This is a genomic window from Orrella sp. 11846 (assembly GCF_048820935.1).
Classification (GTDB): domain Bacteria; phylum Pseudomonadota; class Gammaproteobacteria; order Burkholderiales; family Burkholderiaceae_B; genus Algicoccus.
In genome coordinates this window covers 51,840-76,086 of the sequence record NZ_JBMERD010000006.1, presented here as the reverse complement: position 1 = coordinate 76,086, position 24,247 = coordinate 51,840, and the positions used below count along the sequence as shown (strand labels likewise).

Here is a 24,247-nt window from a genome sequence, read left to right as displayed (position 1 = left end):
AGCAGCAATGTGGTTGGAGAGAAACTCATCGAGAGGTATTCAGAAAAATGGGCAGCTTGGGCTGCCCATTTTGATTGACTGAACGCCCAGAATGTACGAAAAGATCAGGCGTCGCTTTTTTTGTTGCGAAGGCCAGCCGTGCGCGCAAAACGCTGACGGAATTTTTCGACGCGACCAGTTTCTACGATACGTGTTTGTGCACCTGTGTAGAAAGGGTGTGATTCTGAAGTCACATCGCACTTGAACAGCGGGTAGGTTGTGCCGTCAATTTCGATGGTTTCGCGTGAGTTCAATGTGGAGCGTGTGATGAACGTATTGCCTGTTTGCAGGTCCATAAACACGACTTCGCGGTAGTTGGGGTGAATGCCTTCTTTCATGATGTCCTTGTGTATTCGTCTGGGTGTTCCAATGCGGTCTGCCTGCGTTAACTTGAAAACCACCTTTTTAAGTGCTCATTGCGATAGCGCAATATTTATTGCGCGCGACAAAATGCAGGCCGACAATTCTGCTTAGCCTGTTAGTATAACTGCAGAGTGGCATTATGACAACGTGCGCGTGTCTATTGACTGCGTTTTGTGTGTCATGGCTGATTTTACGAGGAGTTTGTATGTTGCGGGTGTTTGTTTGGAGTGATGGTATCAGTCATGGATGAGCCGACGTTATCTGAAGAAGGTGGGATTCGATACCTGCATTTTGATTCACCTTGGGTGCAGGGCGCAATGCAAGTGCGTCATCCGAACCGTTTGTTTTTAACTTACACACAGCTGATGATGGGCTGGCTACTTTACGCGCAACCAGACTCCGATGATCGGTTGACTCAGTTAGGTTTGGGTGCTGGATCGCTGACACGGTTTTGTTATCGTCATTTTGACTGTCCACAAACCGTTGTGGAACGCAGTGGCGGCGTGATTCAGATCTGTCTGCAGTATTTCAGGTTGCCAGTACATGAACGAATTGAACTGGTGTGTGCTGATGCGCAGGATTGGGTTGCAGACCCTGCGAATCACGCCTCGAGTCGTATCTTGATGGTGGATTTATACGATGCGCTTGCAGAAGGACCGGTTTGTGATTCCTTAGAGTTTTATGAGAATTGTGCTCGTGTGTTGCCCGAAGATGGCATTCTGACTGTGAACTTATTTGGTGAGCATGACAGTTACGAGCGTAATCTTTTACGCATTGATGAAGCGTTTGATGGTCAGTTTTTGTTGTTGCCGATGACACCGGAAGGCAATCAGATCGTTTTGGCGTTTAAATCAGGTATCCCGGGCTTGTCGATTGATGAATTGCTGTTGCGTGCCCAGGTGATTGAACGTCAGTATCGTTTGCCTGCGAACCGTTGGGTGCGCGGCTTACGTAAAATGGTGCCAGCCTGAACGCATTTATTTGCCGGTGATATCAGCTGTTTGATTCGTATTGACTGAAAATTTGTGGAAAAACGATGACTAATTTGTATACCGTTCTGAGCGATCGATTCTTGCAATCCCCAGATAAGGTGGCGATTCAGACACCTGATACTCAGTGGACTTACGACCAAATTGAGGCAGGTTCTGCCAAATTGGCACACTGGCTGCATCAGTTAAATCTAGAGCCTCAATCACGCGTTGTTGTTCAGGTCGAGAAGTCTGTACAGGCTTTGTTGCTGTATCTGGCCACTTTGAGAGCTGGCTTGGTTTACGTGCCTTTGAACACGGCGTATACCGCGTCGGAAGTGGCTTATTTTCTGGGCAATGCCAAGCCTGCTGTGTTTGTGTGTGATCCGGAAAGGCTTGCAGAACTCGAACCTATCGCGACTGAACTTGGGGTGGCACACGTTAAAACACTGGATGCCAATGGATTAGGCTCCCTGATTGATGCCAGCGTCGATGCGCCAGAAACATTTGAAAATGTCGCGACGGCAACCGATGATTTGGCGGCAATTCTCTACACGTCAGGCACAACGGGTCGTAGCAAAGGGGCGATGCTCACGCATGGAAATTTAATCTCCAATGCGCGTACACTTCATGAATACTGGCAGTGGCAGTCTGATGATGTGTTGTTGCATATGTTGCCGATTTTTCATATTCATGGTCTTTTTGTGGCCTGTCATGGTGCGCTACATGCAGGTGCTTGTATGGTCTGGCTGCCGAAGCTGGATATTGAGCAAGCTTTGCGCTGGTTGCCCGAATCAACCATAATGATGGGTGTACCAACTTATTATGTGCGTTTACTCAATGAACCTCGCTTTAGTGCGCAAGTCGTCCCAAAAATGAGACTCTTTGTCTCAGGATCGGCACCATTATTGCCCGAAACATTCCGAAGTTTCCAAGAAAAATCAGGTCATGTGATCTTGGAACGCTATGGCATGAGTGAAACTGGGATGCTTACTTCGAACCCATACGAACAAGCCGTGGATTACAGACGCACAGCTGGAACAGTGGGTATGCCGCTGCCTGGTGTTGACGTGCGGGTAGTGGATGACGCCCAAAATCCTTGCACAGAAGGTGAGGTTGGACATGTCCAGGTCCGGGGCGCGAACGTGTTTAAAGGGTATTGGGAAATGCCTGAAAAAACACAAGAAGAATTTACAGCCGATGGCTGGTTTAGAACGGGCGATATGGGCTGCTGGGGCGGTCCAGGCGTTGATGGCGAGCCAGTCAACGCAGCTTATTTGTCCATTGTGGGTCGCAGCAAAGATTTGATTATTACGGGTGGTTACAACGTTTATCCTCGAGAACTCGAATTGCTGATCGACACGTTTGAAGGTGTTGAAGAGTCGGCAGTTGTCGGGGTACCTCATGACGACTTTGGTGAGGCGGTGGCGGCTGTCGTTGTGATGCGACCGGGTGTAACGCTGGATGTGGATGCGATGCAAAGTGAGTTAAAAAAACAACTCGCAAACTACAAGGTGCCAAAACAAATTTGTCAAGTCCCATCATTACCTAGAAATGCCATGGGTAAAGTGCAGAAGAATATCATTCGTGATGAAATGAAGGCTTGCTCGTGATAAATTGCTCAAAGGCTCAACTAACTGTCGTGTAAGGAAACAGACATGATTCTTCGTGTCGTGAGATTAGGTTTGATCCTGGGATTGCTGGGGATCATGAGTGCATGCGCTTCTGGACCCACTGTTTACAGTGATTTTGATGCAAAAGCAGACTTTGCAAACTATCGGACCTTTGGTTTTTTTGAGCCACTTGGAACAGATACGGCTGGCTACAGCACGTTGGTTACAGAACGTTTAAAGTCTGCAACACAGTTGCAAATGGAACAAAAGGGCTACGTGTATGACGCGAAATCGCCCGATTTGTTAGTGAACTTTCAATTGCAGGTGCAAACCCGTACAGCGTATGTGCCACCACCGCCGATGCCGTGGGGACCGAATTACTATGGTTACCGCATGGGCTGGTATGGACCGTGGCCTGGGTATGACTTTGAGCCTCAAATGGTTCAATACGCTGAAGGGGCGGTCAATATTGACTTGATTGATGCCCGTAAAAAACAAATGGTCTGGGAGGGTGTCGCGACTCAGGTTCTGGACAACGAAACACAAGCTCGCACTGCCGCCTATATTGATCCACTAGTGGCTGATATCTTTAGCAAGTATCCGTTTCTTGCGGGTTCAGACCTAATGCGACAAAAGTAGCGATTGATCGTTGAGATTGATTTCACACCTGCGCTTTGAGCGCAGGTTTTTGGTTTTAAATTTTATTGAAAAGCTGGACATAACTGAATGAGTGTCATTTTTGAGAAACCCATCCGTCTGATTGCCATCTGTGCAACGACTTTGGCACTGGCGGCTTGTGATCAAGCGCAAGCGCCGATGCAAGGCCAAGCTCCACTGGTGTCAACCGTGAAAGTGACGCCCGAGCGTGCTGTGATCGTGGCCGATTTGCCAGGTCGTGTCAATGCGGTGCGCGATGCACAAGTCAGAGCGCGTGTGACGGGTATTGTGGAAAATATCTTATTTACGCAAGGCTCGAACGTGAAAGCGGGCGAATTGTTGTTTGAAATTGATCCGGCGCCTTATGAGGCGGCTTATCAGGCAGCGCATGCCGATTTAGAACGCGCTAAAGCACAAGCAGAATCAGCCAACCAATTAGCAAAACGCTACACACCGTTGGTTAAAGTGAATGCGGTGAGTCGCCAAGAATACGATGATGCAGTTGCGCAAGCCAATCAAGGCAAAGCCAGTATTCTGGCAGCAGAAGCAGCCTTAAAAAATGCACAGATTAATCTGAACTATACGAAAGTCACTTCGCCAATTGATGGGCGTGTTGGTCAAGCATTAGTGACAGAAGGTGCCTTGGTTGAAGCCACAACGGCAACGACCATGGCATTGGTACAGCAATTGGATCCGGTTTACGTGGACGTTTTTCAGTCGACCAGCGCTCTGGCTAAATTGCGCCGGGCCTTTAGTAGCGGTCAGCTGCAGAAAGTCTCTGATGAAGATGCTCAAGTGAATGTGATACTGGAAGATGGCAGTGTCTACAGCCAGCCCGGTAAGCTTCTCTTTACGGGCGTGACTGTTGATCCCGGTACTGGACAAGTGGTCTTGCGCGTCGAAATCAATAACCCGGACAATATTCTGTTGCCAGGGATGTTTGTGCGCGTTCAGATTGAGCAAGGTGTGGATGAGCAAGCCTTGGCTGTTCCGCCTCAGGCATTGCAACGTGCGCCGAATGGATTGTCAAATCTCTATGTCGTGCGTGATGGTGTCGCGATTATGATTCCTGTGACAGCAGGTAATCGCTACAAAGACAAAATGTTGATTTTGGATGGTCTGGAGCCAAACGATGAAGTCGTCGTTGAAGGTTTTCAGAAGATTCGTTCGGGTGTGCCCGTGACGACGAAGCCCTGGCAGCCGTCTGCCTCCTGAACTGAATAAAGCGGTATTTTATGTCTCTGTTTTTTGCTGAACGTCCAATTTTCGCCTGGGTTGTCGCAATCCTCATCACGCTATTCGGTGTGCTGTCGGTTCGGATGATGCCAGTTTCTCAGTATCCGGATGTCGCACCCCCTGCGATCCAGATTTCTGCCACTTACCCTGGTGCGTCCTCCGAAGAAGTCTCGGAATCGGTGACGAGTATCATCGAGAATGAACTCAACGGTGCGAAAGGTTTGCTGTATTACGAATCAGTGAGTGATTCCAATGGATCCTCACAGATCACGGCCACTTTTGTGCCTGGCACCGACCCTGACCAAGCCCAGGTTGATGTACAGAACCGAGTCTCGAACGTAATGGCTCAGTTGCCTGATGCGGTTAACCAGCAAGGTGTGAAGTTTGAGCAAACGAGTGCTGGGTTTTTGATGGTCGTGTCGCTGTCGTCTAAAGATGGCACGCTCGATCAAACTGGACTGGCGGATTACATCACACGTAACGTTCAGAACCCCATCTCTCGTGTACCGGGTGTTGGACGGTTCCAGCTATTTGCATCGCCTAGAGCAATGCGAATTTGGATCGATCCAGACAAACTGACCGGTTTAAATATTAGTGCACAAGATATTAGCAACGCACTTGCGACGCAAAATATCTTGATTCCAGCCGGTGTGTTGGGTGGGCCGCCTAACCCCACTTCTCAGCGAGTGACTGCAAACATTGCGACGAATGGCCAGCTCTCAACGGTTGAAGAGTTTGAAAATGTCATTGTTCGCGCCAATACAGATGGTTCGAATATTCGTTTACGTGATGTGGCACGTGTCGAAGTCGGTGCCGACAACTATCAGTTTGGTGCTCGTTTGAATGGACACCCGACTGCAGCGTTTGCGGTGATTTTGGCGCCAGGTGCCAATGCCCTCCAGACCGCGCAAGGTGTGATTCAGCAGATGGAGGACTTATCCAAGTTTTTCCCGGGCGATATTGAGTTTTCAATTCCGTACAACACCGCGCCATATATTGAAGTGTCGATTCAACAGGTGATCGAAACGTTGTTGGAAGCGATGCTGCTCGTCTTTATCGTGATGTTCGTCTTCTTGCAGAATTTGCGCTACACCGTGATTCCAGCACTGGTTGTGCCGGTTGCCATGATGGGTGCTTTTGCGGTGATGAATGCACTTGGATTCTCAGTGAACGTCTTAACGATGTTTGCCATGGTCTTGTCGATTGGGATTCTGGTTGACGATGCCATTGTGGTGGTTGAAAACGTCGAGCGGATTATGGCTGAGGAGGGATTGCCTCCGAAAGAAGCGACGATTAAAGCCATGCCGCAAATTTCGGGCGCTATCGTGGGAATTACGCTGGTGTTGGTCACGGTGTTTTTACCGTTGGCTCTCATGTCTGGTTCGGTGGGTGTGATTTATCGACAGTTTGCGGTTGCGATGGCGGTGTCGATTGCTTTTTCAGGATTTTTGGCGCTGTCCTTTACGCCAGCGTTGTGCGCAACGATTTTGAAACCTGTGCCACAAGATGCGGGTGAAAAACGTGGTTTCTTTGGTTGGTTTAACCGGACGTTTAACAAGACGACACGTGGTTATGAAAAGGGTGTCAACCATCTGATTTATCGGGGTGGTCGCTACATGGTGATCTATCTGGCACTGACAGTCGTGATGGGTCTGATGTATATGAAATTGCCATCATCATTTCTGCCTGAAGAGGATCAGGGTTTCTTGATGGTCAACATTGAGCTGCCATCCGGTTCTTCGCAGACACGTACGCAAGAAGTTGTGAACGTGGTGGAGAAGTATTTTCTTGAGCAACCTCAGACTGAAAACATTGTGGCTGTCAGCGGTTTCAGTTTTAATGGTAATGGCTTAAATGCAGCACTTGCGTTTGTGACGCTAAAACCATTTGATGAGCGCCGTGGCCCAGGCGATTCTGCCATGGCTGTGGCAGGCAAAGCCACAGGCTTTTTGTTAGGCACAATCCCAGATGCTTTGGTCTTTGCGGTGATTCCGCCGGCCATTACTGCACTGGGTAACTCAAGTGGATTCGATTTGCGCCTGCAAGACCGTGGTGGTATGGGCAATATGCAGTTGTTGGCAGGTGCTCAAGAATTGCTACAAAAAGCTGCGCAAAATCCCGTACTGTCTCAAGTGCGAATTACGGGCTTATCACCTGGTCCAACCTTAAATCTGAAACTCAATCGTGAAAAATTAGCCGCACAAGGGGTTGATTTTAATGAGGCCGCTTCCACACTCGGAGCTGCGATTGGGGGTCGCTATATTGGGAAGTTCCCCAATATGGGCTGGATGCAAAACGTTTGGATCCAAGCTGAGCCGACTTTCCGTATGGATCTAGAAGATCTGCTGAGATTAAATGCCCGCAACAGAGCAGGTGAAATGGTGCCTTTAGCGTCATTTGTGGAACCAAGCTGGGATCAGGGTCCAACGCAAGTGGTGCGCTACAACAGCTATGATGCGATCCGAATTTCTGGATCTGCTGCGCCAGGCTATTCGTCTGGAGAGGCCATGGCGGCCATGGAGCAATTGATCAGCGAATTGCCTGACGGCTTTGGCTATGAGTGGACAGGCCTGTCTTATCAGGAAGTTCAGGCAGGGGCTCAAGCGCCGATGCTACTTGGACTTGCGATTTTGGTTGTTTTCTTGGTGCTTTCTGCACTGTATGAAAGTTGGGCCATTCCGTTGTCTGCCTTGCTGATTGTGCCATTGGGGATGCTTGGGGCCGTATTGATGGTGACGGCACTGGGTATGGAAAGTGACGTGTACTTCCAGGTCGGTATGGTGACGGTGATTGGGCTCTCGACTAAAAACGCGATTTTGATTGTGGAGTTTGCCAAGGATTTATATGGTGAAGGGATGGACTTGTTCCAAGCCACGAAAGAAGCTGCCCGTATGCGTTTTCGCCCCATTTTAATGACGTCATTTGCCTTCATCTTGGGTGTGATGCCATTGACTTTGGCTTCTGGCGCTGGTGCCGCTAGCCAAAAATCGGTTGGTTTTGGGGTGCTCGGTGGCATGTTGGCAGCTACGCCATTTGCCGTGATTTTTGTACCGATTTTCTTTGTGGTGGTGTTAAGTGTGTTTAAGACCAAAGTCAAACTGTTTAATAAACCGTTTGATGAACCTGGCACTCAACAGACGACTACACCAACCGCTTCGGCTTCGACAGGAGATCATCATGGCTAAATGGATCTCCACTAAAGGGTTTGCGCTCAGTGCAATGGCTGTTTTGCTGGCGGGTTGTAACTTTGCGCCAACTTATGAAGCGCCATCTACGACCATGCCAGCTGCCTATGGCGAGCAAACGCTATTGCGTTACGACAGCCGTACAGGGAAGTTGACGGAAGAAACCGTTAAGGTCGACGCGTTAGAATCATCTGACGCGGTCAATGCGCTCACGCCTTGGCAGGATTTCTTTAAAGATGAGACCCTAAAGTCGCTGATCGCACTGGCCTTGAAAGACAACCGCAATATGCAAGTCGCGGTGGCTCGAATGGAACAGGCAGAAGCGATGTGGGGCGGACAGCGCGGTGCGCTCTTTCCTCAACTGGGTGCCAGTGTTCAGGGATCTCGACAGCAGATTCCAAATCCAACGGGTCAGGGCACACAGATCACGAGTCAATACAACGCTGGGGTCGGCTTAACAGCATTTGAAATTGATTTGTTTGGTCGCTTGCGCAATCTGTCGGATGCCGCATATGAAAGATACTTAAGCTCTGCGCAGGGTGTGCGCTCTGTTCAGATTGCGTTGGTGGCAGATACGGCCATCCATTATTACCGTGAGCGAATGGCGTGGACGCTTTTAGAGTTGGCGCGTCAGACGTTTGAAGCACGCAAGAAAAACTACAACTTGGTGAGTGCGCGATATCGATCAGGTGTCGCTTCTGAACTTGATCTATCTCAAGCGAAAGGCTTAGTCGATGCCGCAGCTGCTCAAATGGCACAACTGACCCGTGAGCAGGTTCAAGCACAAAACGCTTTGGCAATTCTGATTGGTCAGCCGATTCCCGACAATCTGAAACAAAAGCAACCTATTTCACTGAAAGATCAAGTGGCACGGATTCCAACTGGGTTGCCCTCTGAGTTACTGACCCGTCGACCCGATATTCTTGCTGCAGAAAACACACTACGGGCTGCAGGTGCCAATATTGGTGCTGCTAGAGCGGCCTTTTTACCTAGCATTAATCTGACGGGTGCGTTAGGTGTGGTGAGTACCGCGCTAGGCGATTTATTTACAGCGGGTGTGTTTGGTTGGACTGTAGCACCAGCGTTGAGCGTACCGCTCTTTACTGGCGGCACGTTAAGTGCCAATCTGGATCAAGCCACAGCGGCACAACGTGAAGCGGTTGCCTCTTATCAGGGCAGTGTGGAACAGGCTTTCCGTGAAGTGTCGGATGTGTTGGCTGGTGAGACGACCTTACAGGCACAATGGGATGCACTCAATGGTCAGACGCAAGCAGCAAAACGCTCGGTCAATCTGAGTCAAGCACGCTTTGCGAACGGAGTCGATAGCTTCTTAGCGGTGCAAAATGCGCAGATCAATCATTACAATGCGCTAACCCAACAAGTTCAGACAACATTTGAACTATTGTCAAACCGGGTTAATCTATATAAGGCTTTAGGGGGCGGTTGGGATGAATCGCAGCCTGGTGCCGCGCGTCGAGAAGCTGGGTCGTCCACAACACCTGTTGTTACACGGATCACTTCTCCTTCTTAAATATCTAAAGTAAGTGAGAAATAATGATTGAATTAGGTGTGAATATTGATCATGTGGCCACATTGCGCCAGCAGCGTCATGCGGGCTACCCCGATCCGGTGCGGGCCGCATTGCTGGCCGAAGAGGCGGGCGCTGATCTGATTACTTTACACCTGCGGGAAGATCGACGTCATATTCAAGACGCGGATGTTCCTGCGATTCGTGAGCAGATTCGTTCACGAATGAACCTTGAGTGTGCGATTACCAAAGAAATGCTCGACATCGCGGTGCGTGTACGCCCCGATGATGTTTGTCTCGTTCCTGAAAAACGTCAGGAATTGACCACAGAAGGCGGTTTGGATGTCGTGGGCTCTTTTGAGTCGGTACGTGCTGCCGTAGCACAGTTGCAAGATGCGGACATTCGAGTGTCTTTGTTTGTTGATGCTGATTTGCCACAAATTGATGCCGCGATCCGAAGTGGTGCGACAGTCATCGAGTTGCACACGGGTGTGTATTCTAAGACGGATGATCATGATCTACAGCAACATGAAATTACCCGGATTCGAGCTGCCATTGCGCATGCTAAAACCGGTGGATTACGCGTGAATGCAGGTCACGGATTGCATTATCAGAACGTTCAAGCCATTGCGGCATTGCCTGGTATTGCTGAACTTAATATTGGCCATGCGATTGTGGCGCAGTCTATTTTTGATGGTTGGCAACCTGCAGTGCGTGAGATGAAAGCCATTATGGTGCAAAGTGCATTGGCGGGTTTGCGCGGTGAAACCTTCGGGTTTGATTGGAGTGTCTCAGCGTGAAAAAGTCATTGCGCCAGGCACGTGGTCCAGTGATTGTGGATATTGAAGGCACACGTCTAACGGACAGTGATCGCCAACGGCTCTGCCATCCACTGGTCGGTGGTGTCATTCTTTTTACTCGTCACTTTGAAGACAGAGCCCAATTGCAAGCGTTGACGCAAGAAATTCATGATTTGCGGCGTCCCCGATTATTAATTGGCGTGGATCATGAAGGTGGACGTGTTCAACGGTTTCGCCAAGATGGCTTTACGACTTTGCCATGTATGGCTAGCCTAGGCACTTTGTGGCATCGTGATTCGATGCAAGCCCTATCGTTGGCAACACAAGTCGGGTTTGTGTTGGCCAGTGAGTTGCGTGCTTGTGGTGTTGATTTTAGTTTTACGCCGGTTCTGGATCTGGACTACGGTGTGAGTGAGGTAATCGGAAATCGTGCGTTTGATCGTGATCCTAAAGTGGTCACTCAATTGTCACGTGCTTTGATTCAAGGATTGGCACTCGCAGGGATGGGGGCTTGCGGCAAGCATTTCCCTGGTCATGGTGCAGTGGAAGCCGATTCGCATCATGAAATCCCTGTTGATAACCGTGATCTGCAAACCATTGTCTCTGAAGATGCTGCGCCTTACGAATGGTTGGGCGATCTCGTTTTGCAGTCTGTGATGCCCGCGCACGTCATTTATCCGAAGGTTGATAGTCAGCCAGCTGGATTTTCTCGCCGCTGGATTCAAGACATTCTTCGCGAGCAGCTGGGCTACGACGGTTTGGTGTTTTCTGATGACTTAACGATGGAAGGTGCAAGCACCGCCGGCGATATTGTGCAAAGAGCACGCGCCGCTTTGGATGCAGGTTGCGATATGGTGTTGGTGTGCAATCGACTGGATCTGGCCGATAAATTGCTTGCCGGTTTGGTTCACACATGTGACCTGAGAAGTCAGGCACGGATGCGACGACTTAAACCACGCGGTAAATCGCCAGAGTGGGCAGATTTGATGAAATCATCGGTCTACTTGCGTGCCCGCGATCAGGTAATGCAGTTCGATGGCCTCGAATGATACCCCTCAGCCTGAGCAGCCTGATTTTGATCTGAACACATTTCTGTCAGAACTCCCGAATTTGCCTGGCGTTTATCGCCATTTAGATGCACAAGGCAATGTGCTTTATGTTGGTAAAGCCAGTCAACTCAAAAAGCGCGTCAGTTCATACTTTCAAAAATCGGGGCACAGTCCCCGAATTGCGCATATGGTGGCCCGTGTTGCGCGTGTAGAAGTCACGGTCACTCCTTCAGAAGCTGAAGCTTTACTCTTAGAAAACAATCTCATCAAAGAGTTAAAGCCGCGTTACAACATTTTGTTTCGCGACGATAAGTCTTATCCCTATCTTTGGTTTAGTGGCCACGTAGCGCCGAGAATGGCGTACTACCGTGGTGCAACTCAACGGCCAGGTGAGTTTTTTGGGCCTTATCCCAATGCCTGGGCTGTACGCGAAACCATGCAGATCCTTCAGAAGGTGTTTCGTTTGAGAACCTGTGAGGATTCTGTTTATGCCAACCGATCCAGACCCTGTTTGCTCTATCAGATTCAACGATGCTCAGCCCCCTGTGTGGGCCATGTGTCTTTGGAGGAATATGGCGAGGATGTTCAACGAGCCAGCCGCTTTCTGAAAGGACAGACGCAAGAAGTGCTGCAGGATATTGAACAACGGATGCAGGCTGCGTCCGACGCCTTGGCGTTTGAGCAAGCGGCTCAGTTACGCGATCAAATGAGCGCATTGTCTAAAATTTTGCAGCAACAGACAATGGAAGATCTGAATGCCAGTGATACCGACATTGTGGCAGTGCATCTACAGGGTGGGCGGGCCTGTGTGAACCTCGCCATGGTGCGCGCTGGTCGGCACTTGGGGGATCGTGCATTTTTTCCAACTCAGGTCGATGGTGATGATGCTGTCGATGTGCTTGAAGCCTTTCTGTCCCAACATTATTTATCACAGGCGTTGCCGGCTGTTTTGGTGGTGAATCCACCTTTACGCGATCCTCGGGTGGTGGATTTGCTCTCAGATGCACAGAATCGTAAAACCCGATTGCTGGTTCGACCACAAGGTGTGCGTAAGGCTTGGTTAGAGCAGGCTTTGCTCAATGCCCAATTGGCATTGGGGCGTGCATTAGCTCAATCCGGTTCCCAGCAAGCCCGGACACTGGCATTGGCCGAGCAATTAGGGTTAGACGCCAATGAAGATTCTCTGGACAAGTTGCGCATTGAGTGTTTTGATATCAGTCATACCTCGGGTGAGGCGACACAAGCTTCTTGCGTGGTTTTTCAGCATCACGAAATGCAGCCTTCTTTGTATCGTCGCTATAACATTGTGGGGATTACGCCGGGTGATGATTACGCCGCAATGCGCCAGGTCCTGACACGGCGTTATAGTCGAGTTGTAGATGGTTTTTCTGAATTGCCAGATTTAGTCTTAGTCGACGGTGGCAAAGGGCAGGTTGAAGTGGCCCGACAAGTGTTCGCAGAGTACGGTTTGGACATTTCTGTACTAGTGGGTGTTGCTAAAGGCGATCATCGTAAAACAGGGCTTGAAACCCTTTTGTTCGCCGATGGGCGACAATCGCTAGAGTTAGGTCCGACGAGCAGCGCATTAATGCTGGTGGCGCAGATTCGAGATGAAGCGCACCGATTTGCGATTACTGGGATGCGTGCCAAGCGCTCCAAGGCGAGACAAAGCTCTCGCTTAGAGGATATCGAGGGCATTGGTCCGAAACGTCGCCAGCGACTGCTGGCGCGCTTCGGGGGGTTGAGAGGCGTGAGTGAAGCCAGTGTGGAACAATTGGCGACAGTCGATGGGATTTCTGTTTCACTCGCCAAAAGAATTTATGATGCGTTTCGGGGTATTTAATGCCGAAGCTTCTGAATAGGGATAGGTCGTTGTATGCCATTTAATTTACCGATTGCGCTCACGTGGCTACGGATTGCCGTGATCCCTGTGTTTGTGGCGTTGTTTTATATTCCTGAAAGCTGGGTCTCTGTGCCTGTGCGAGATGCGATTGCGGCTTGGATCTTTATTGCGGCTGCGATTACCGATTGGGCCGATGGTTGGTTAGCACGTCGATGGAAGCAAACATCGGCCTTTGGCGCTTTTTTAGATCCAGTGGCTGACAAACTCATGGTTGCTGCTGCTTTGTTAGTGCTTCTGAAACTTGGCCGAGTGGATAGTCTGATTGCGCTTGTGATTATCGGCCGGGAAATCGCCATTTCTGCTTTGCGCGAATGGATGGCGCAAATGGGAGCCAGCGCAAGTGTGGCCGTGCACTGGCTAGGCAAGTTCAAAACAGCGGCACAAATGGTGGCTATTCCCTGTTTGCTCTATAAAACGTCTTGGCACGATGTGCCGATCTATGTCATTGGTCAGATTCTGATTGTGATTGCCGCGTTGCTCACCGTCTGGTCAATGTTTTATTACCTGAAAAAAGCGTGGCCCACGATCCGCGATCGTGCTTAAGTTTTATTGCTGTGCACTTCGAGCAGGCAAATAAGCGGGTGGTTGATGGCCTGGTGTGGCCCGCCAAGGGTTGATGTCAATGCCGCCACGGCGGGTATAACGCGCGTAAACGCTGAGTGTTTGCGGTTTACAGCGATGCCAGATCTCACAAAAAAGTTGTTCAACGCAATGTTCATGAAAGCCTTCATGATTGCGCAACGACACAATGTAGCGCAACAATCCCGCATGATCGATGGGTGTGCCTTTATAGTCAATATGCACACTGGCCCAGTCCGGCTGGCCCGTAACAGGGCAGTTCGATTTAAGTAAACGACTAAAGACTGACTCCGTGATTACTTTTTTAGAAGCATCGGTATTTAAAAAATCTGGGTTGGGTGTATAGCAGTCAACTTCGATGTCTTGTGTATCCAAGCACAAACTGTTGTTTGGTTCCAGAATGTGTTCTGAATCAAAGTGCTCGGCGGTTTTAAGATCGATGTGAATCTCACTACCCACAACCTGACTAAGATCTTGATGAAGACAGGCTAGGACATCTTCTGGTGCTTTGAAGACAGTTTGATTCAAACTGTTGAGATAAAGTTTGAGTGATTTGGATTCGACCAGTGAAGGACTATCAAAGGGAATTTGTATCTGAACAATGGCAACCTGAGGCAATCCTTTTGAGTTAAGCCAGGAAACCTCGTAGGCACGCCAGAGATCCCATCCCACAAAAGGCAAGTTAAGAACTGAAGCATTCAAACCCGTCAGCTCGGCGCGCGCACTGGCACGTTTGATCGGCTCCAGAAGTGCGGGACTGTACTGAGAAGGGTAGATCACAGTTTGACCCAGTAGTGTTGGAGTTGAGTTCATGGTTTGGTAGGTTGAGTGAATAGGGCGGAGTTTTTGCGCGATCTATTGTAGACGCGACTGAGCGCACACAACTGAGTGGACACATTCAAGCCTTAGTTGATCAAGGTTGCCGAGTGTGTTCAAACTGCTAAAATCAAGCGTAATCCACGTAAAACAGCGTGCTCAAAGCGGTTTTCTCGCAATCTCAGTGCAGACTGGTTTAACATTCAGCCATGGCTAAATCCTTTTTCTCCATCAATCGGGCCTTGACGCCTGAGCAAATTTCAGCCCGTCGACGCTCGTTGGCTAGGCTGGGTCTTGCGTGGTTGGTGATGATGCAAGTCATGATGTTTGCATTGCCGGGCTATTTGCGCAGAGATGCCTATATGCATGATGATTTGGATGTGATGGATAAAGCCATTACCTTCATGAGCTGGATTAGCCTGTGTATGACCATTCCCGTCTTGCTGTACTGTGCTTGGCCCATTTGGCGAGGTGCCATGCGTGCCATGTCACGTCATCACATGACGATGGATGTCCCAGTTGCGATTAGTATTGCAGCGTCTTTTTTTCCGAGTATGTATGCCACGTTCACCGGTCAAGGTGAGGTTTACTACGACTCGGTCACCATGTTTATTGCATTTTTGTTGACAGCCCGCTTTTTTGAGGAACGTGCCAGAATGGCTGTCGATGATGAGCAATTCGGGTCAGCGCTGGAGGCTTTACGTGCCCCTCTAATGCAATATGCCGATCGAATTGCTTTTTGGTTTGTGATTGTCCAGCTCAGTATTGCAGCGGTCGTTGGTGCTTGGTGGTGGGGGACTAGCCCTGAGTATGCACTATCAGTCACCGTCTCGCTTCTGGTGATGAGCTGCCCCTGTGCGCTGTCGCTGGCAACACCGGTTTCTCTTGCCGCAACCCATGCGACGCTAGGCGCTTGTCCTGACATGACCCCTGCACAGATGCAAAAGCTGTTTGCAGGTACACGCCGTGTTTCTTTACAAAACCTCTACGGCTCCTTGATTTTCCATCTGATTACCACACCATTGGCTGCTGTGGGATTGGTGACACCTTGGTTAGCGGCCATTGCGATGTTTGTGTCATCGATGGCAGTGATTTTGAATGCATGGCGTTTATATCGGATGCCTGCACCGGATCAACAAAAGAACGCAGCCGTGGTAGCCGGGTGACGAATGCTGGAAATCCTGTATATACTTCTGCCCGTCTCAGTTCTTATCATATTGATGATTGCCGCCATCCTCTGGTGGGCTGTGTTTTCTGGTCAATATGACGATCCGGAACAGAGCGGTCAGTCCGTTCTGGATGATGATGACTCGACCAGTGGCCGTTCTGATGGTTAGAATGGGGTAGCAAAGTGGAGTCACTGACATCCGCAACTGAGGTTTTGTAGTTTTATTTGTTTGTTTTGTATCACCACGTTTGAGGAAAAAATCATGGCTAGTTCGCCTACAGCAACAGCCTCCGCACCTGTGATGGGTGGAGTGTCTGAGGCCACCGCAACGAATGCCGAATCCTTTAACTACAAAGTCGTACGGCAATTTGCCATTATGACTGTAGTCTGGGGGATCGTCGGGATGGCGGTTGGTGTCATTATTGCGTCTCAGCTCATTTGGCCGGCGCTGAATTTCGACATTCCCTGGCTGACATATGGACGTCTTCGTCCCTTGCACACAAACGCTGTGATTTTTGCGTTTGGTGGGAGTGGTTTGTTTGCGACTTCTTACTACGTGGTGCAACGCACGTCGCAAGTTCGCTTGTTCTGTGACAAGTTAGCCGCCTTTACGTTCTGGGGCTGGCAAGTTGTCATTATTGGTGCGGTGATTTCACTGCCCATGGGCTTTACGTCCACCAAAGAATATGCCGAGCTTGAGTGGCCAATCGACATCCTGATCACACTCGTCTGGGTTGCCTATGCGATTGTGTTCTTTGGAACGATTGCAAAACGCCGGGTTAAACACATCTATGTGGCGAACTGGTTCTTTGGTTCATATATTCTGACCATTGCCACGCTGCATATCGTGAACAACTTGGAATGGCCTGTGTACTGGATGAAGTCATATTCAATCTATGCCGGTGTGCATGACGCCATGGTTCAGTGGTGGTACGGGCATAACGCAGTGGGCTTTTTCTTGACCACAAGCTTTTTGGGCATGATGTATTACTTCATCCCCAAACAAGCACAACGTCCCATTTACTCCTATCGCTTGTCGATTGTTCACTTCTGGGCGTTGGCGTTTACGTACATGTGGGCGGGTCCTCACCATCTGCTGTACACCTCGCTGCCAGACTGGACCCAAGCGTTGGGTATGGTGTTCTCCCTGATTCTGCTCGCACCGTCATGGGGTGGGATGATCAACGGGATTATGACGCTGTCTGGTGCATGGCATAAACTGCGCACCGACCCCATCCTGAAATTTATGGTGGTGTCACTGTCCTTCTACGGTATGTCGACCTTTGAGGGCTCCATGATGGCTATTCGTACCGTGAACGCCTTGTCCCACTATACGGACTGGACGGTTGGTCACGTGCACTCAGGTGCATTGGGCTGGGTCGCGATGATTACGTTTGGTTCGCTCTACTACATGATTCCACGCCTGTGGGGACGCGACAATATGTGGAGTACACGTTTGGTTGATATCCACTTCTGGGTTGCCACAATTGGTGTGGTGCTTTATATCGCTGCAATGTGGATTGCCGGTGTGATGCAAGGTTTGATGTGGCGTGCGACCGAACTGGACGGCACACTGACATACAGCTTTGTGGAAGTCGTGAAAGCAACGTATCCGTTTTACGCGATTCGTCTTCTGGGTGGATTGTTGTATCTGACCGGTATTTGCTTAATGGCCTTTAACGTTTACAAAACGGTTGTTGGCTCACGCGCTGTGAACCCTGTGGTTCCAACCGAAACCAAAGATCCGATTAAACCTGAGCTTGGTATGGCCAAGGCCTGAGGAATAAGATGAGTCAGAAAAAACCTTCTTTCTTTTCACATAAGACGTTGGAAACCAACATCGGCTGGTTGATGTTGTGTAGTTTCCTGGTGATTACTTTTGCGGGCCTGGTTCAGATTGTGCCGTTGTTCTTCCAGTACTCAACGACACAACCGGCACCTGGGGTGCGTCCTTACGCACCTCTGGAACTGATGGGACGTGACATTTTTATTCGCGAGGGTTGTGTAGGTTGTCACTCTCAGCAAATCCGGATGTTGCGTGCTGAAGTTCAGCGTTACGGTGATTACTCACTGGCCGGGGAGTCTGTCTACGACCACCCCTTCCTGTGGGGCTCCAAGCGTACGGGTCCGGATCTGGCCCGTGTGGGTGGCCGTTATTCGGATGACTGGCACCGTATTCACTTGCGTAATCCGCGCGATGTGGTGCCTGAGTCCAATATGCCGAACTATCCATGGTTGCAGCGCAATCAACTCGTTGATACCAAAATTCAGGAACGTATGATCGTGATGCGTCATCTGGGTGTGCCCTATACGGACGAGGAAATTGATGGTGCACCAGCCTTTATGGAGGGTAAAACCGAGGAAGATGCAATCGTTGCTTACTTGCAGAGCCTTGGAACCGGTGTGCGTGAAGCGGCTTTAGAAGCACAAGCGAAAGCACGTGAAGAAGCGGCTCAAGCCCAACAAAAAGGTAATTAAATGGCAATACTGAACGCCATTGCAACAATTCTGAGTTTGGCGGTCTTTTTCGGCATCGTCTGGTGGGCTTTTTCAGCCCATCGCCGAAAGGACAACGAACAAGCGGCAAACTTGCCGTTTGATCTCCCTGATGAAGGGGCGCCTACTCAGAAGAAACAATCTGATCAAAATAATGAGGTCAAGTAGACATGAATGACTTTACAAGCGGCTTCTGGGGTTATTACATTGCCGCGATTGCGCTAGGTGGTGTGATCTGGTGCGTCTGGCTGTTGCTGTCTCAGCGTAAATGGCTGGAAATCACCAAAGAACAGGAGGTGTCCGATACAGGCCATGTCTGGGACGGTGACTTGCGCGAATTGAACAACCCAATGCCACGCTGGTGGATCGTGATGTATCTGCTGCTGTGTGCCTTTGGACTGGGCTATCTGTATCTGTATCCAGGTCTGGGTTCATACGGTGGTGCTTTGAACTACACCACTGAACTTGAGCTCGAAGAGCGTTCACTGGCTTATGCCGAGTCCGTTCGCCCGACTTACGCTAAGTTTGACAATTTGAGTATTGAAGAGCTGGCTAAGAATCCAGAGGCAGAAAAAATTGGCCAACGACTTTTTTTGAACTACTGCGCACAGTGTCACGGTTCTGATGCACGTGGTGGTTACAGCTTTCCGAATTTGGAGCAGGGTGATCCAATTTATCCACGTACCCCAGAAGGCATTCTGGCGACAATCACGCACGGTCGTAATGGTGTAATGCCTGGGTTTGCAGGACAGATTACTGAAGCCGAAGCTGTCGACATTGCACAGTATGTGCGTTCTTTGTCGAATTTGGCACATAATCAGTTGGCAGCCGTTCGTGGCAAGAAAAACTATGACGTGCACTGTGTTGCCTGTCATGGTATTGATGGAAAAGGCAACAAGTTAGTAGGGGCACCTAACCTGACTGATGCAGTTTGGCTGTACAGTAGCTCTGAAAAACAGATCGTGAGCAACATCATGAATGGTCTGAATAACAGTATGCCTGCTCAGGAGAATATTTTGTCATCTGACCAGATTCGTATGCTGGCCGCATGGGTTTGGAACTTAAACAAAGAAGGTTCGCAACCTTCCGAGTTGAATGCATCTGTTTCACAATAAGTTGTTATAGGTAGTTAAGGCATGTCCACCGATAAAGAACAGGATTCGAATCTCCCCAGTCAGAATAATGAGGAGCAACCCCCGGCATGGCGTCCGGCTCCGAATCCTGCGGTGGAGCGTGCTTTACCTAAAAGAACATCAGCTGCATTAGCGCTTGAAGAAAGCTTGCACGATGTGCGCCGAAAAATTTATCCGCGATCCGTCAAAGGTTTGTTTGCGACTTGGCGGGTTGCGTTTGTCTTCTTTACTCAAATCATTTTTTACGGTTTGCCGTGGTTGCAATGGAATGACCGGCAAGCGGTGTTGTTTGATTTGGGGGCTCGTAAGTTTTACATCTTTGGCATGGTGCTCTGGCCACAAGATGTCATCTATCTGTCTGTGTTGTTGATTATTTCAGCACTGGCTTTATTCTTATTTACAGCGATTGCAGGACGTCTGTTCTGTGGTTACGCCTGTCCGCAAACGGTTTATACCGAAATCTTTATGTGGATAGAGCGCAAAATTGAAGGCGATCGTGTTGCACGAATTCGACTTGATGAAGCGCCTTGGTCGTGGAAAAAATTCCGACTGAAATTCACCAAACACTTTGTGTGGATTGTGGTAGCGCTGTGGACCGGTTTTACATTTATTGGCTATTTCGCACCAATCCGTGGACTCTGGGGTGAGATTTTTACGCTAGCCTTGGGCCCGTGGCAGTGGTTTTGGTTGTTCTTCTACAGCTTGGCCACCTGGGGTAATGGTGGTTTCTTGCGGGAGCAAGTCTGTAAGTACATGTGTCCTTACGCTCGTTTTCAGAGTGTGATGGTTGATAACGACACCTATGTCGTGACGTATGACTATAAACGTGGTGAGCCTCGTGGTGCGCGTTCACGCAAAGTAGATCACAGAGACCTTGGACTGGGCGATTGTGTGGACTGTGGGATTTGTGTCCAAGTCTGTCCCACAGGGATTGATATTCGTCATGGGCTGCAATACATGTGTATTGGCTGTGGCGCCTGTATTGACGCCTGTGATGATGTCATGGAGAAAATGCATTATCCCAAGGGCCTGATTCGCTATACCAGTGAACGGGCAATTGAGGAAGGTCTCACTGATCAACAAGTTCGCAAGCGTCTGGTGCGCCCAAGAATTATTATTTACACCACGCTCATGATTTTGATTGTGGCAATTTTCTTTGGATCACTGGCGACTCGTACAACCTTGCGTGTGGACGTGATTCGAGATCGTGGTGCACTGGGACGTGAAGTGCCTGGTGGTCTGGTTGAAAACGTCTATCGAGTCCAAATTATTAACTCGTCTGAAAACGTCCTTAAAATGACACTTGAAGCGCAGGGAATTGATGGCTTGCGTGTGGGAGTGGGCCGCCAGGGTCATGATGATGCGATGGCGATTGAAGTACCAGCATCAAGTAACTACATGCTCCCAATCGTGGTGCAGGCACCTTACGATGGCTCTAAAGAGTCCGGTTCCTATCCGATTGAATTTGTGACCCATGCACAGCCTGCCGACAATCCGGATGCTGCTGTGACCGAAGTTCGTGAGCGTTCTAGTTTTATTTACCCGCGTTAATCAAGTAGGAAGGTTCTATGCATTCAGCTGTTCAACACGTCGCAAAGCCTTGGTACAAAGAGCCTTGGCCTTGGTTATTGATGCTAGGGCCTGCGCTTGCCGTCGTGGGGTGTGCAATTACGATTAAGTTAGCGCTTGACAATTTTTCTGATGAACCCATTTATGATGGTGGCGTCAAACGCGGTTTGAAAGTGGAACGTGATACGGGCTATAAGCCTGGTCTGGCCCAACCGCCTAAAAAGTCATCTGTTGGAGAAGTTCGATGACTGCCAGAGCAGTGATGTTGGTGTTATGGCCTGCTTTTTTGGTGGCAGGTGTCATTAGCGCCATTGTGTTTGCCTTTGTGGATCCACTCGAAGTGACCGTTTTAGGGGTACAGCCTTTTGAGCGTGAATATTTCTACGCCGTTTCATTTTTCTTTTTCTGGATTTTGACCAGTCTTTCCAGTTTGATGACCGTATTGATGTTGCCTAATAAGTCATTTCTGACTGATAGTGATCCTCAATTCTGATGTGAATCTGTTGGATGTGTTTTGATGCACAAATATGGAAAGTTATTAAAAAAGGCCGCTTAAGCGGCCTTTTTTAATAACTTCTCTATTCTATTATTTGATTAGAGTGTTTTGAGTGCCCCTGTTTTAAGCATTTCATCGATTGTCACCTGATCAAAACCAGCTTCTTTGAGCACTTCGCATGAGTGCTCACCCAAACGTGGGGCCATCGTGGGTGCGACATAAGATTGTTCCATCCGCACTGGATTGCGAATATAACGATAAGTATGTCCCTCGGTGTCTTGAACGTCTGAGAAAAATCCGACATCTTGTAAGTGTGGATCATTTAAGAGATCGTCAATTCGGTTGACACGGGCTGCAGGCACTTGAATTTCTGAACAGAAATTGAGCCAGTGATCGGTTGTTTGCGTTCCAATGATGGCACCTAAGGTCTCATAGACATGAGCAATGGACTCAGTGCGTGCTTCGATAGAGGCAAATCTTGGATCGGCTGCATGTTCAGGGTAGCCTGCCTGTTTGAGAAAGTTCTGCCAGTGTTGATCAGTGTAGGGCATGACACAAATGAGTCCGTCTTTGCTGGCATAAGGTTTGCGCCATTGTGTTAAAGCACGTGGATAGCCGGTGGGCTCTTGTGTGTCTTTGAGTTGCTGTCCATATAAGTGTTCGACCAGCATGTACGCAGTCATGCTTTCAAACATGGGGATTTCGATGAACTGACCTCGTCCAGTGCGCTCACGTTGAAAAAGTGCTGCCAAAATTGCGTGACTGGCAGTCATGGCACAGGTTTTATCAGCTGCGATTGTTGGAAAATAACGGGCTTGTCCTGTTTGCCGTTCGACGAGATCGACAACGCCAGTCATGCCTTGAATCAAATCATCGTAGGCAGGTAAACCTGCGTAAGCACCGCCTGCACCGAATCCGTACAGTCCTGCATAAACTAAACGAGGGTTGCGAGCACAGAGTGTTTTTTCATCTAAACCCAAGGCTGCCATTTTTTGTGGGCGCATGCTGTGCATGAGAACATCGGCTGTATCCACCAAACGTAATAACGCTTCACGGGCTGAGGGTTGTTTTAGGTCAAAGCACAAACTTTTCTTGTTACGATTGACGCCAAGAAAAATGGCTGACAAACCCCGCGTATGGGCAGGGCCTGTGTATCGGGTGGAGTCCCCTGCAGGAGACTCGATTTTGATGATCTCTGCCCCGTAGTCGGCTAATGTCTGACTTGCCATCGGCCCAAAAACGACGGATGTGAGATCCAGAATGCGGATCCCTTGCAAAGCAGTTTGAGTCGTTGGTTGATCTGGGAAAGTGGGTGTGGATGGGGTTGTCATGGTCGCAGTCAAAAGAAAATTGAAACAAAAACAGCACCCAGAGGGTATGCGGGCGATGTGACGCTTTTTGCGTCAGTCTTAAGGAATCATACTTGAAGGCGCACCTTGGATTGTTCTTTCAGGTATACATCTTATATGTAAAGAGGAGAGCAGATGCATGTTGCTGAAACCATTAGATAGGGTGACTGAACCACACGCCTTGGATAACTTTAGGACTTCGGTCCGCAAGTTTTTACGAGACTACATGAAAACAACGCCGCCACATGTCAGAGCGAGATCATGGGTCGCGGCAAGCGAAGAACTGAGTCGTGCATTGGCTCAACAAGGTTGGCTTGGTCTGACGCTCCCCAAGAGTCATGGTGGGGCAGGATTGGACTATTACGCCCGTTTTGTGCTGTCTGAAGAGCTCTTAGCTTGTGGCGCACCGGTTGCGGCGCATTGGATTGCGGATCGCCAGAGTGCACCAGTCATCATGCGCTACGGCACAGAAGCACAAAAAGATTTTTATGTCCCCAAAGTCTGTCGTGGGGAAGCATTCTTTTGTATTGGTATGAGTGAGCCAGATTCTGGTTCGGATCTGGCCAGTATTCGTTCACGTGCTGTTCCAAATGACAAAGGCTGGGTACTGAATGGCAGCAAGATCTGGACGACTGTGGCGCATCATTGTCATTACATGATTGCATTGGTGCGTACCAGTGGCGAAACTGCTGATCGGCAGCAAGGTTTGTCACAGATGATTATCGACTTGTCTTTGCCGGGTATCACGATACGTCCGATTGAAGACATGGCCGGTGACGTACATTTTAATGAAGTATTTTTTGAAGATGTGCAGCTTGCACCTGATGCCTTGATTGGCCAAGAAGGCAAGGGTTGGGAGCAAGTCAATGCAGAGCTGTCGTTTGAGCGTAGCGGGCCCGAACGTATTTACTCCAGCATTGCATTATTAAGTCTTTGGATCGATGAGTTGCGTGCACAGTCTGTAATTGATCAGCCAACCCACAACATGGTGGGCGCATTGGTGAGCGAGATGGCTGTTTTACGAGGCATGTCGCTGGCTGTCACACAAGCGCTGATTAACGGTGAGAACCCGATGGTGCAAGCATCATTGGTGAAAGATTACGGCACGGAGTTTGAACAACGTGTCATTCAGCGCATCACTGATTGGTTAGGTGCTAGACCTGATTTTGCAGTCAGTGGTGAACTCATTCGAACACTGGCTTATCTGGAACAAATGGGTGTAACGTTTTCTTTGCGTGGCGGGACACGCGAGATTCTGCGTGGCATTATTGCTCGCGGCTTGGGTATGAGGTAAGTTGAG

23 protein-coding genes are annotated in these 24,247 nt (G+C 49.3%); 20 read left to right on the top strand and 3 right to left on the bottom strand.

Going from position 1 to position 24,247, the window contains the following annotated elements:
• Positions 1-104: 104 nt before the first annotated feature.
• The gene (locus ACOI06_RS06525) at positions 105-377 is read right to left on the bottom strand and encodes a type B 50S ribosomal protein L31 (protein ID WP_420661851.1); all 273 of its coding nucleotides are present in this window, start codon (positions 375-377) and stop codon (positions 105-107) included.
• A 267-nt stretch (positions 378-644) separates the two neighbouring features.
• On the opposite strand from ACOI06_RS06525, the gene ACOI06_RS06520 reads away from it, so the two are divergent.
• From ACOI06_RS06520 to pgsA, 10 genes are all read left to right on the top strand, one after another.
• Positions 645-1,373: a spermidine synthase gene (locus tag ACOI06_RS06520; protein WP_420661732.1), complete on the top strand. Its 729-nt coding sequence runs from the start codon at positions 645-647 to the stop codon at positions 1,371-1,373.
• A 65-nt stretch (positions 1,374-1,438) separates the two neighbouring features.
• Complete coding sequence (locus tag ACOI06_RS06515; protein WP_420661731.1) at positions 1,439-2,983, top strand: malonate--CoA ligase; 1,545 nt, start codon at positions 1,439-1,441, stop codon at positions 2,981-2,983.
• Between the two features lie 45 nt (positions 2,984-3,028).
• The gene (locus tag ACOI06_RS06510; protein WP_420661730.1) at positions 3,029-3,622 is read left to right on the top strand and encodes a DUF4136 domain-containing protein; all 594 of its coding nucleotides are present in this window, start codon (positions 3,029-3,031) and stop codon (positions 3,620-3,622) included.
• An 87-nt stretch (positions 3,623-3,709) separates the two neighbouring features.
• The gene (locus tag ACOI06_RS06505) at positions 3,710-4,855 is read left to right on the top strand and encodes an efflux RND transporter periplasmic adaptor subunit (RefSeq protein WP_420661729.1); all 1,146 of its coding nucleotides are present in this window, start codon (positions 3,710-3,712) and stop codon (positions 4,853-4,855) included.
• Between the two features lie 20 nt (positions 4,856-4,875).
• A complete protein-coding gene (locus ACOI06_RS06500; RefSeq protein ID WP_420661728.1) occupies positions 4,876-8,061 on the top strand; it encodes a multidrug efflux RND transporter permease subunit in 3,186 nt (1,061 codons plus the stop codon).
• Complete coding sequence (locus ACOI06_RS06495; protein WP_420661727.1) at positions 8,054-9,592, top strand: efflux transporter outer membrane subunit; 1,539 nt, start codon at positions 8,054-8,056, stop codon at positions 9,590-9,592. Before ACOI06_RS06500 ends, ACOI06_RS06495 begins: the two co-directional genes overlap by 8 nt.
• A 23-nt stretch (positions 9,593-9,615) precedes the next feature.
• Positions 9,616-10,389, top strand: a complete 774-nt coding sequence (locus ACOI06_RS06490; protein ID WP_420661726.1) for a pyridoxine 5'-phosphate synthase — start codon at positions 9,616-9,618, stop codon at positions 10,387-10,389.
• Positions 10,386-11,438 (top strand): beta-N-acetylhexosaminidase, encoded by a 1,053-nt coding sequence (gene nagZ, locus ACOI06_RS06485; RefSeq protein WP_420661725.1) that lies wholly within the window; start codon positions 10,386-10,388, stop codon positions 11,436-11,438. Before ACOI06_RS06490 ends, nagZ begins: the two co-directional genes overlap by 4 nt.
• Positions 11,425-13,281, top strand: coding sequence for an excinuclease ABC subunit UvrC (uvrC, locus tag ACOI06_RS06480; protein WP_420661724.1), 1,857 nt, complete (start codon positions 11,425-11,427; stop codon positions 13,279-13,281). Before nagZ ends, uvrC begins: the two co-directional genes overlap by 14 nt.
• A gap of 33 nt (positions 13,282-13,314) precedes the next feature.
• Positions 13,315-13,884 (top strand): CDP-diacylglycerol--glycerol-3-phosphate 3-phosphatidyltransferase, encoded by a 570-nt coding sequence (gene pgsA, locus ACOI06_RS06475; RefSeq protein WP_420661723.1) that lies wholly within the window; start codon positions 13,315-13,317, stop codon positions 13,882-13,884.
• Between the two features lie 3 nt (positions 13,885-13,887).
• Here the strand turns inward: pgsA and queF are convergent, their stop codons facing one another.
• The gene (queF, locus tag ACOI06_RS06470; RefSeq protein ID WP_420661722.1) at positions 13,888-14,733 is read right to left on the bottom strand and encodes an NADPH-dependent 7-cyano-7-deazaguanine reductase QueF; all 846 of its coding nucleotides are present in this window, start codon (positions 14,731-14,733) and stop codon (positions 13,888-13,890) included.
• Between the two features lie 212 nt (positions 14,734-14,945).
• Between queF and ACOI06_RS06465 the strand changes: the two genes are divergently transcribed.
• The 9 genes from ACOI06_RS06465 (at position 14,946) to ACOI06_RS06425 (ending at position 21,595) form a co-directional block, all read left to right on the top strand.
• Positions 14,946-15,902: a hypothetical protein gene (locus ACOI06_RS06465; RefSeq protein ID WP_420661721.1), complete on the top strand. Its 957-nt coding sequence runs from the start codon at positions 14,946-14,948 to the stop codon at positions 15,900-15,902.
• A gap of 3 nt (positions 15,903-15,905) precedes the next feature.
• Positions 15,906-16,073 carry a cbb3-type cytochrome oxidase assembly protein CcoS gene (gene ccoS / locus ACOI06_RS06460; RefSeq protein ID WP_420661720.1) on the top strand — a complete coding sequence of 56 codons (168 nt, stop codon included), beginning with the start codon at positions 15,906-15,908 and terminating at the stop codon, positions 16,071-16,073.
• Positions 16,074-16,205: 132 nt separating this feature from the next.
• A complete protein-coding gene (gene ccoN / locus ACOI06_RS06455; protein WP_420661850.1) occupies positions 16,206-17,684 on the top strand; it encodes a cytochrome-c oxidase, cbb3-type subunit I in 1,479 nt (492 codons plus the stop codon).
• Between the two features lie 8 nt (positions 17,685-17,692).
• The gene (gene ccoO / locus ACOI06_RS06450) at positions 17,693-18,382 is read left to right on the top strand and encodes a cytochrome-c oxidase, cbb3-type subunit II (protein ID WP_420661719.1); all 690 of its coding nucleotides are present in this window, start codon (positions 17,693-17,695) and stop codon (positions 18,380-18,382) included.
• A complete protein-coding gene (locus ACOI06_RS06445) occupies positions 18,383-18,568 on the top strand; it encodes a cbb3-type cytochrome oxidase subunit 3 (protein ID WP_420661718.1) in 186 nt (61 codons plus the stop codon). It abuts the gene before it with no gap.
• A gap of 2 nt (positions 18,569-18,570) precedes the next feature.
• The gene (gene ccoP, locus ACOI06_RS06440) at positions 18,571-19,515 is read left to right on the top strand and encodes a cytochrome-c oxidase, cbb3-type subunit III (protein ID WP_420661717.1); all 945 of its coding nucleotides are present in this window, start codon (positions 18,571-18,573) and stop codon (positions 19,513-19,515) included.
• A 21-nt stretch (positions 19,516-19,536) separates the two neighbouring features.
• Positions 19,537-21,084 (top strand): cytochrome c oxidase accessory protein CcoG, encoded by a 1,548-nt coding sequence (gene ccoG, locus ACOI06_RS06435; protein WP_420661715.1) that lies wholly within the window; start codon positions 19,537-19,539, stop codon positions 21,082-21,084.
• A gap of 17 nt (positions 21,085-21,101) precedes the next feature.
• Entirely contained in the window at positions 21,102-21,350 is a 249-nt protein-coding gene (locus ACOI06_RS06430; RefSeq protein ID WP_420661714.1) for a hypothetical protein, read from the top strand.
• On the top strand, positions 21,347-21,595 hold the full coding sequence (locus ACOI06_RS06425) for a hypothetical protein (protein ID WP_420661713.1): 249 nt from the start codon (positions 21,347-21,349) through the stop codon (positions 21,593-21,595). The genes ACOI06_RS06430 and ACOI06_RS06425 overlap by 4 nt, the downstream gene beginning before the upstream one ends.
• Before the next feature lie 101 nt (positions 21,596-21,696).
• Here ACOI06_RS06425 and ACOI06_RS06420 read toward each other — a convergent pair whose 3' ends face one another.
• On the bottom strand, positions 21,697-22,929 hold the full coding sequence (locus ACOI06_RS06420; protein ID WP_420661712.1) for a CaiB/BaiF CoA transferase family protein: 1,233 nt from the start codon (positions 22,927-22,929) through the stop codon (positions 21,697-21,699).
• Between the two features lie 157 nt (positions 22,930-23,086).
• Here ACOI06_RS06420 and ACOI06_RS06415 point away from each other — a divergent pair, with 157 nt between their 5' ends.
• Positions 23,087-24,241: an acyl-CoA dehydrogenase family protein gene (locus tag ACOI06_RS06415; RefSeq protein ID WP_420661710.1), complete on the top strand. Its 1,155-nt coding sequence runs from the start codon at positions 23,087-23,089 to the stop codon at positions 24,239-24,241.
• Positions 24,242-24,247 lie beyond the last annotated feature (6 nt).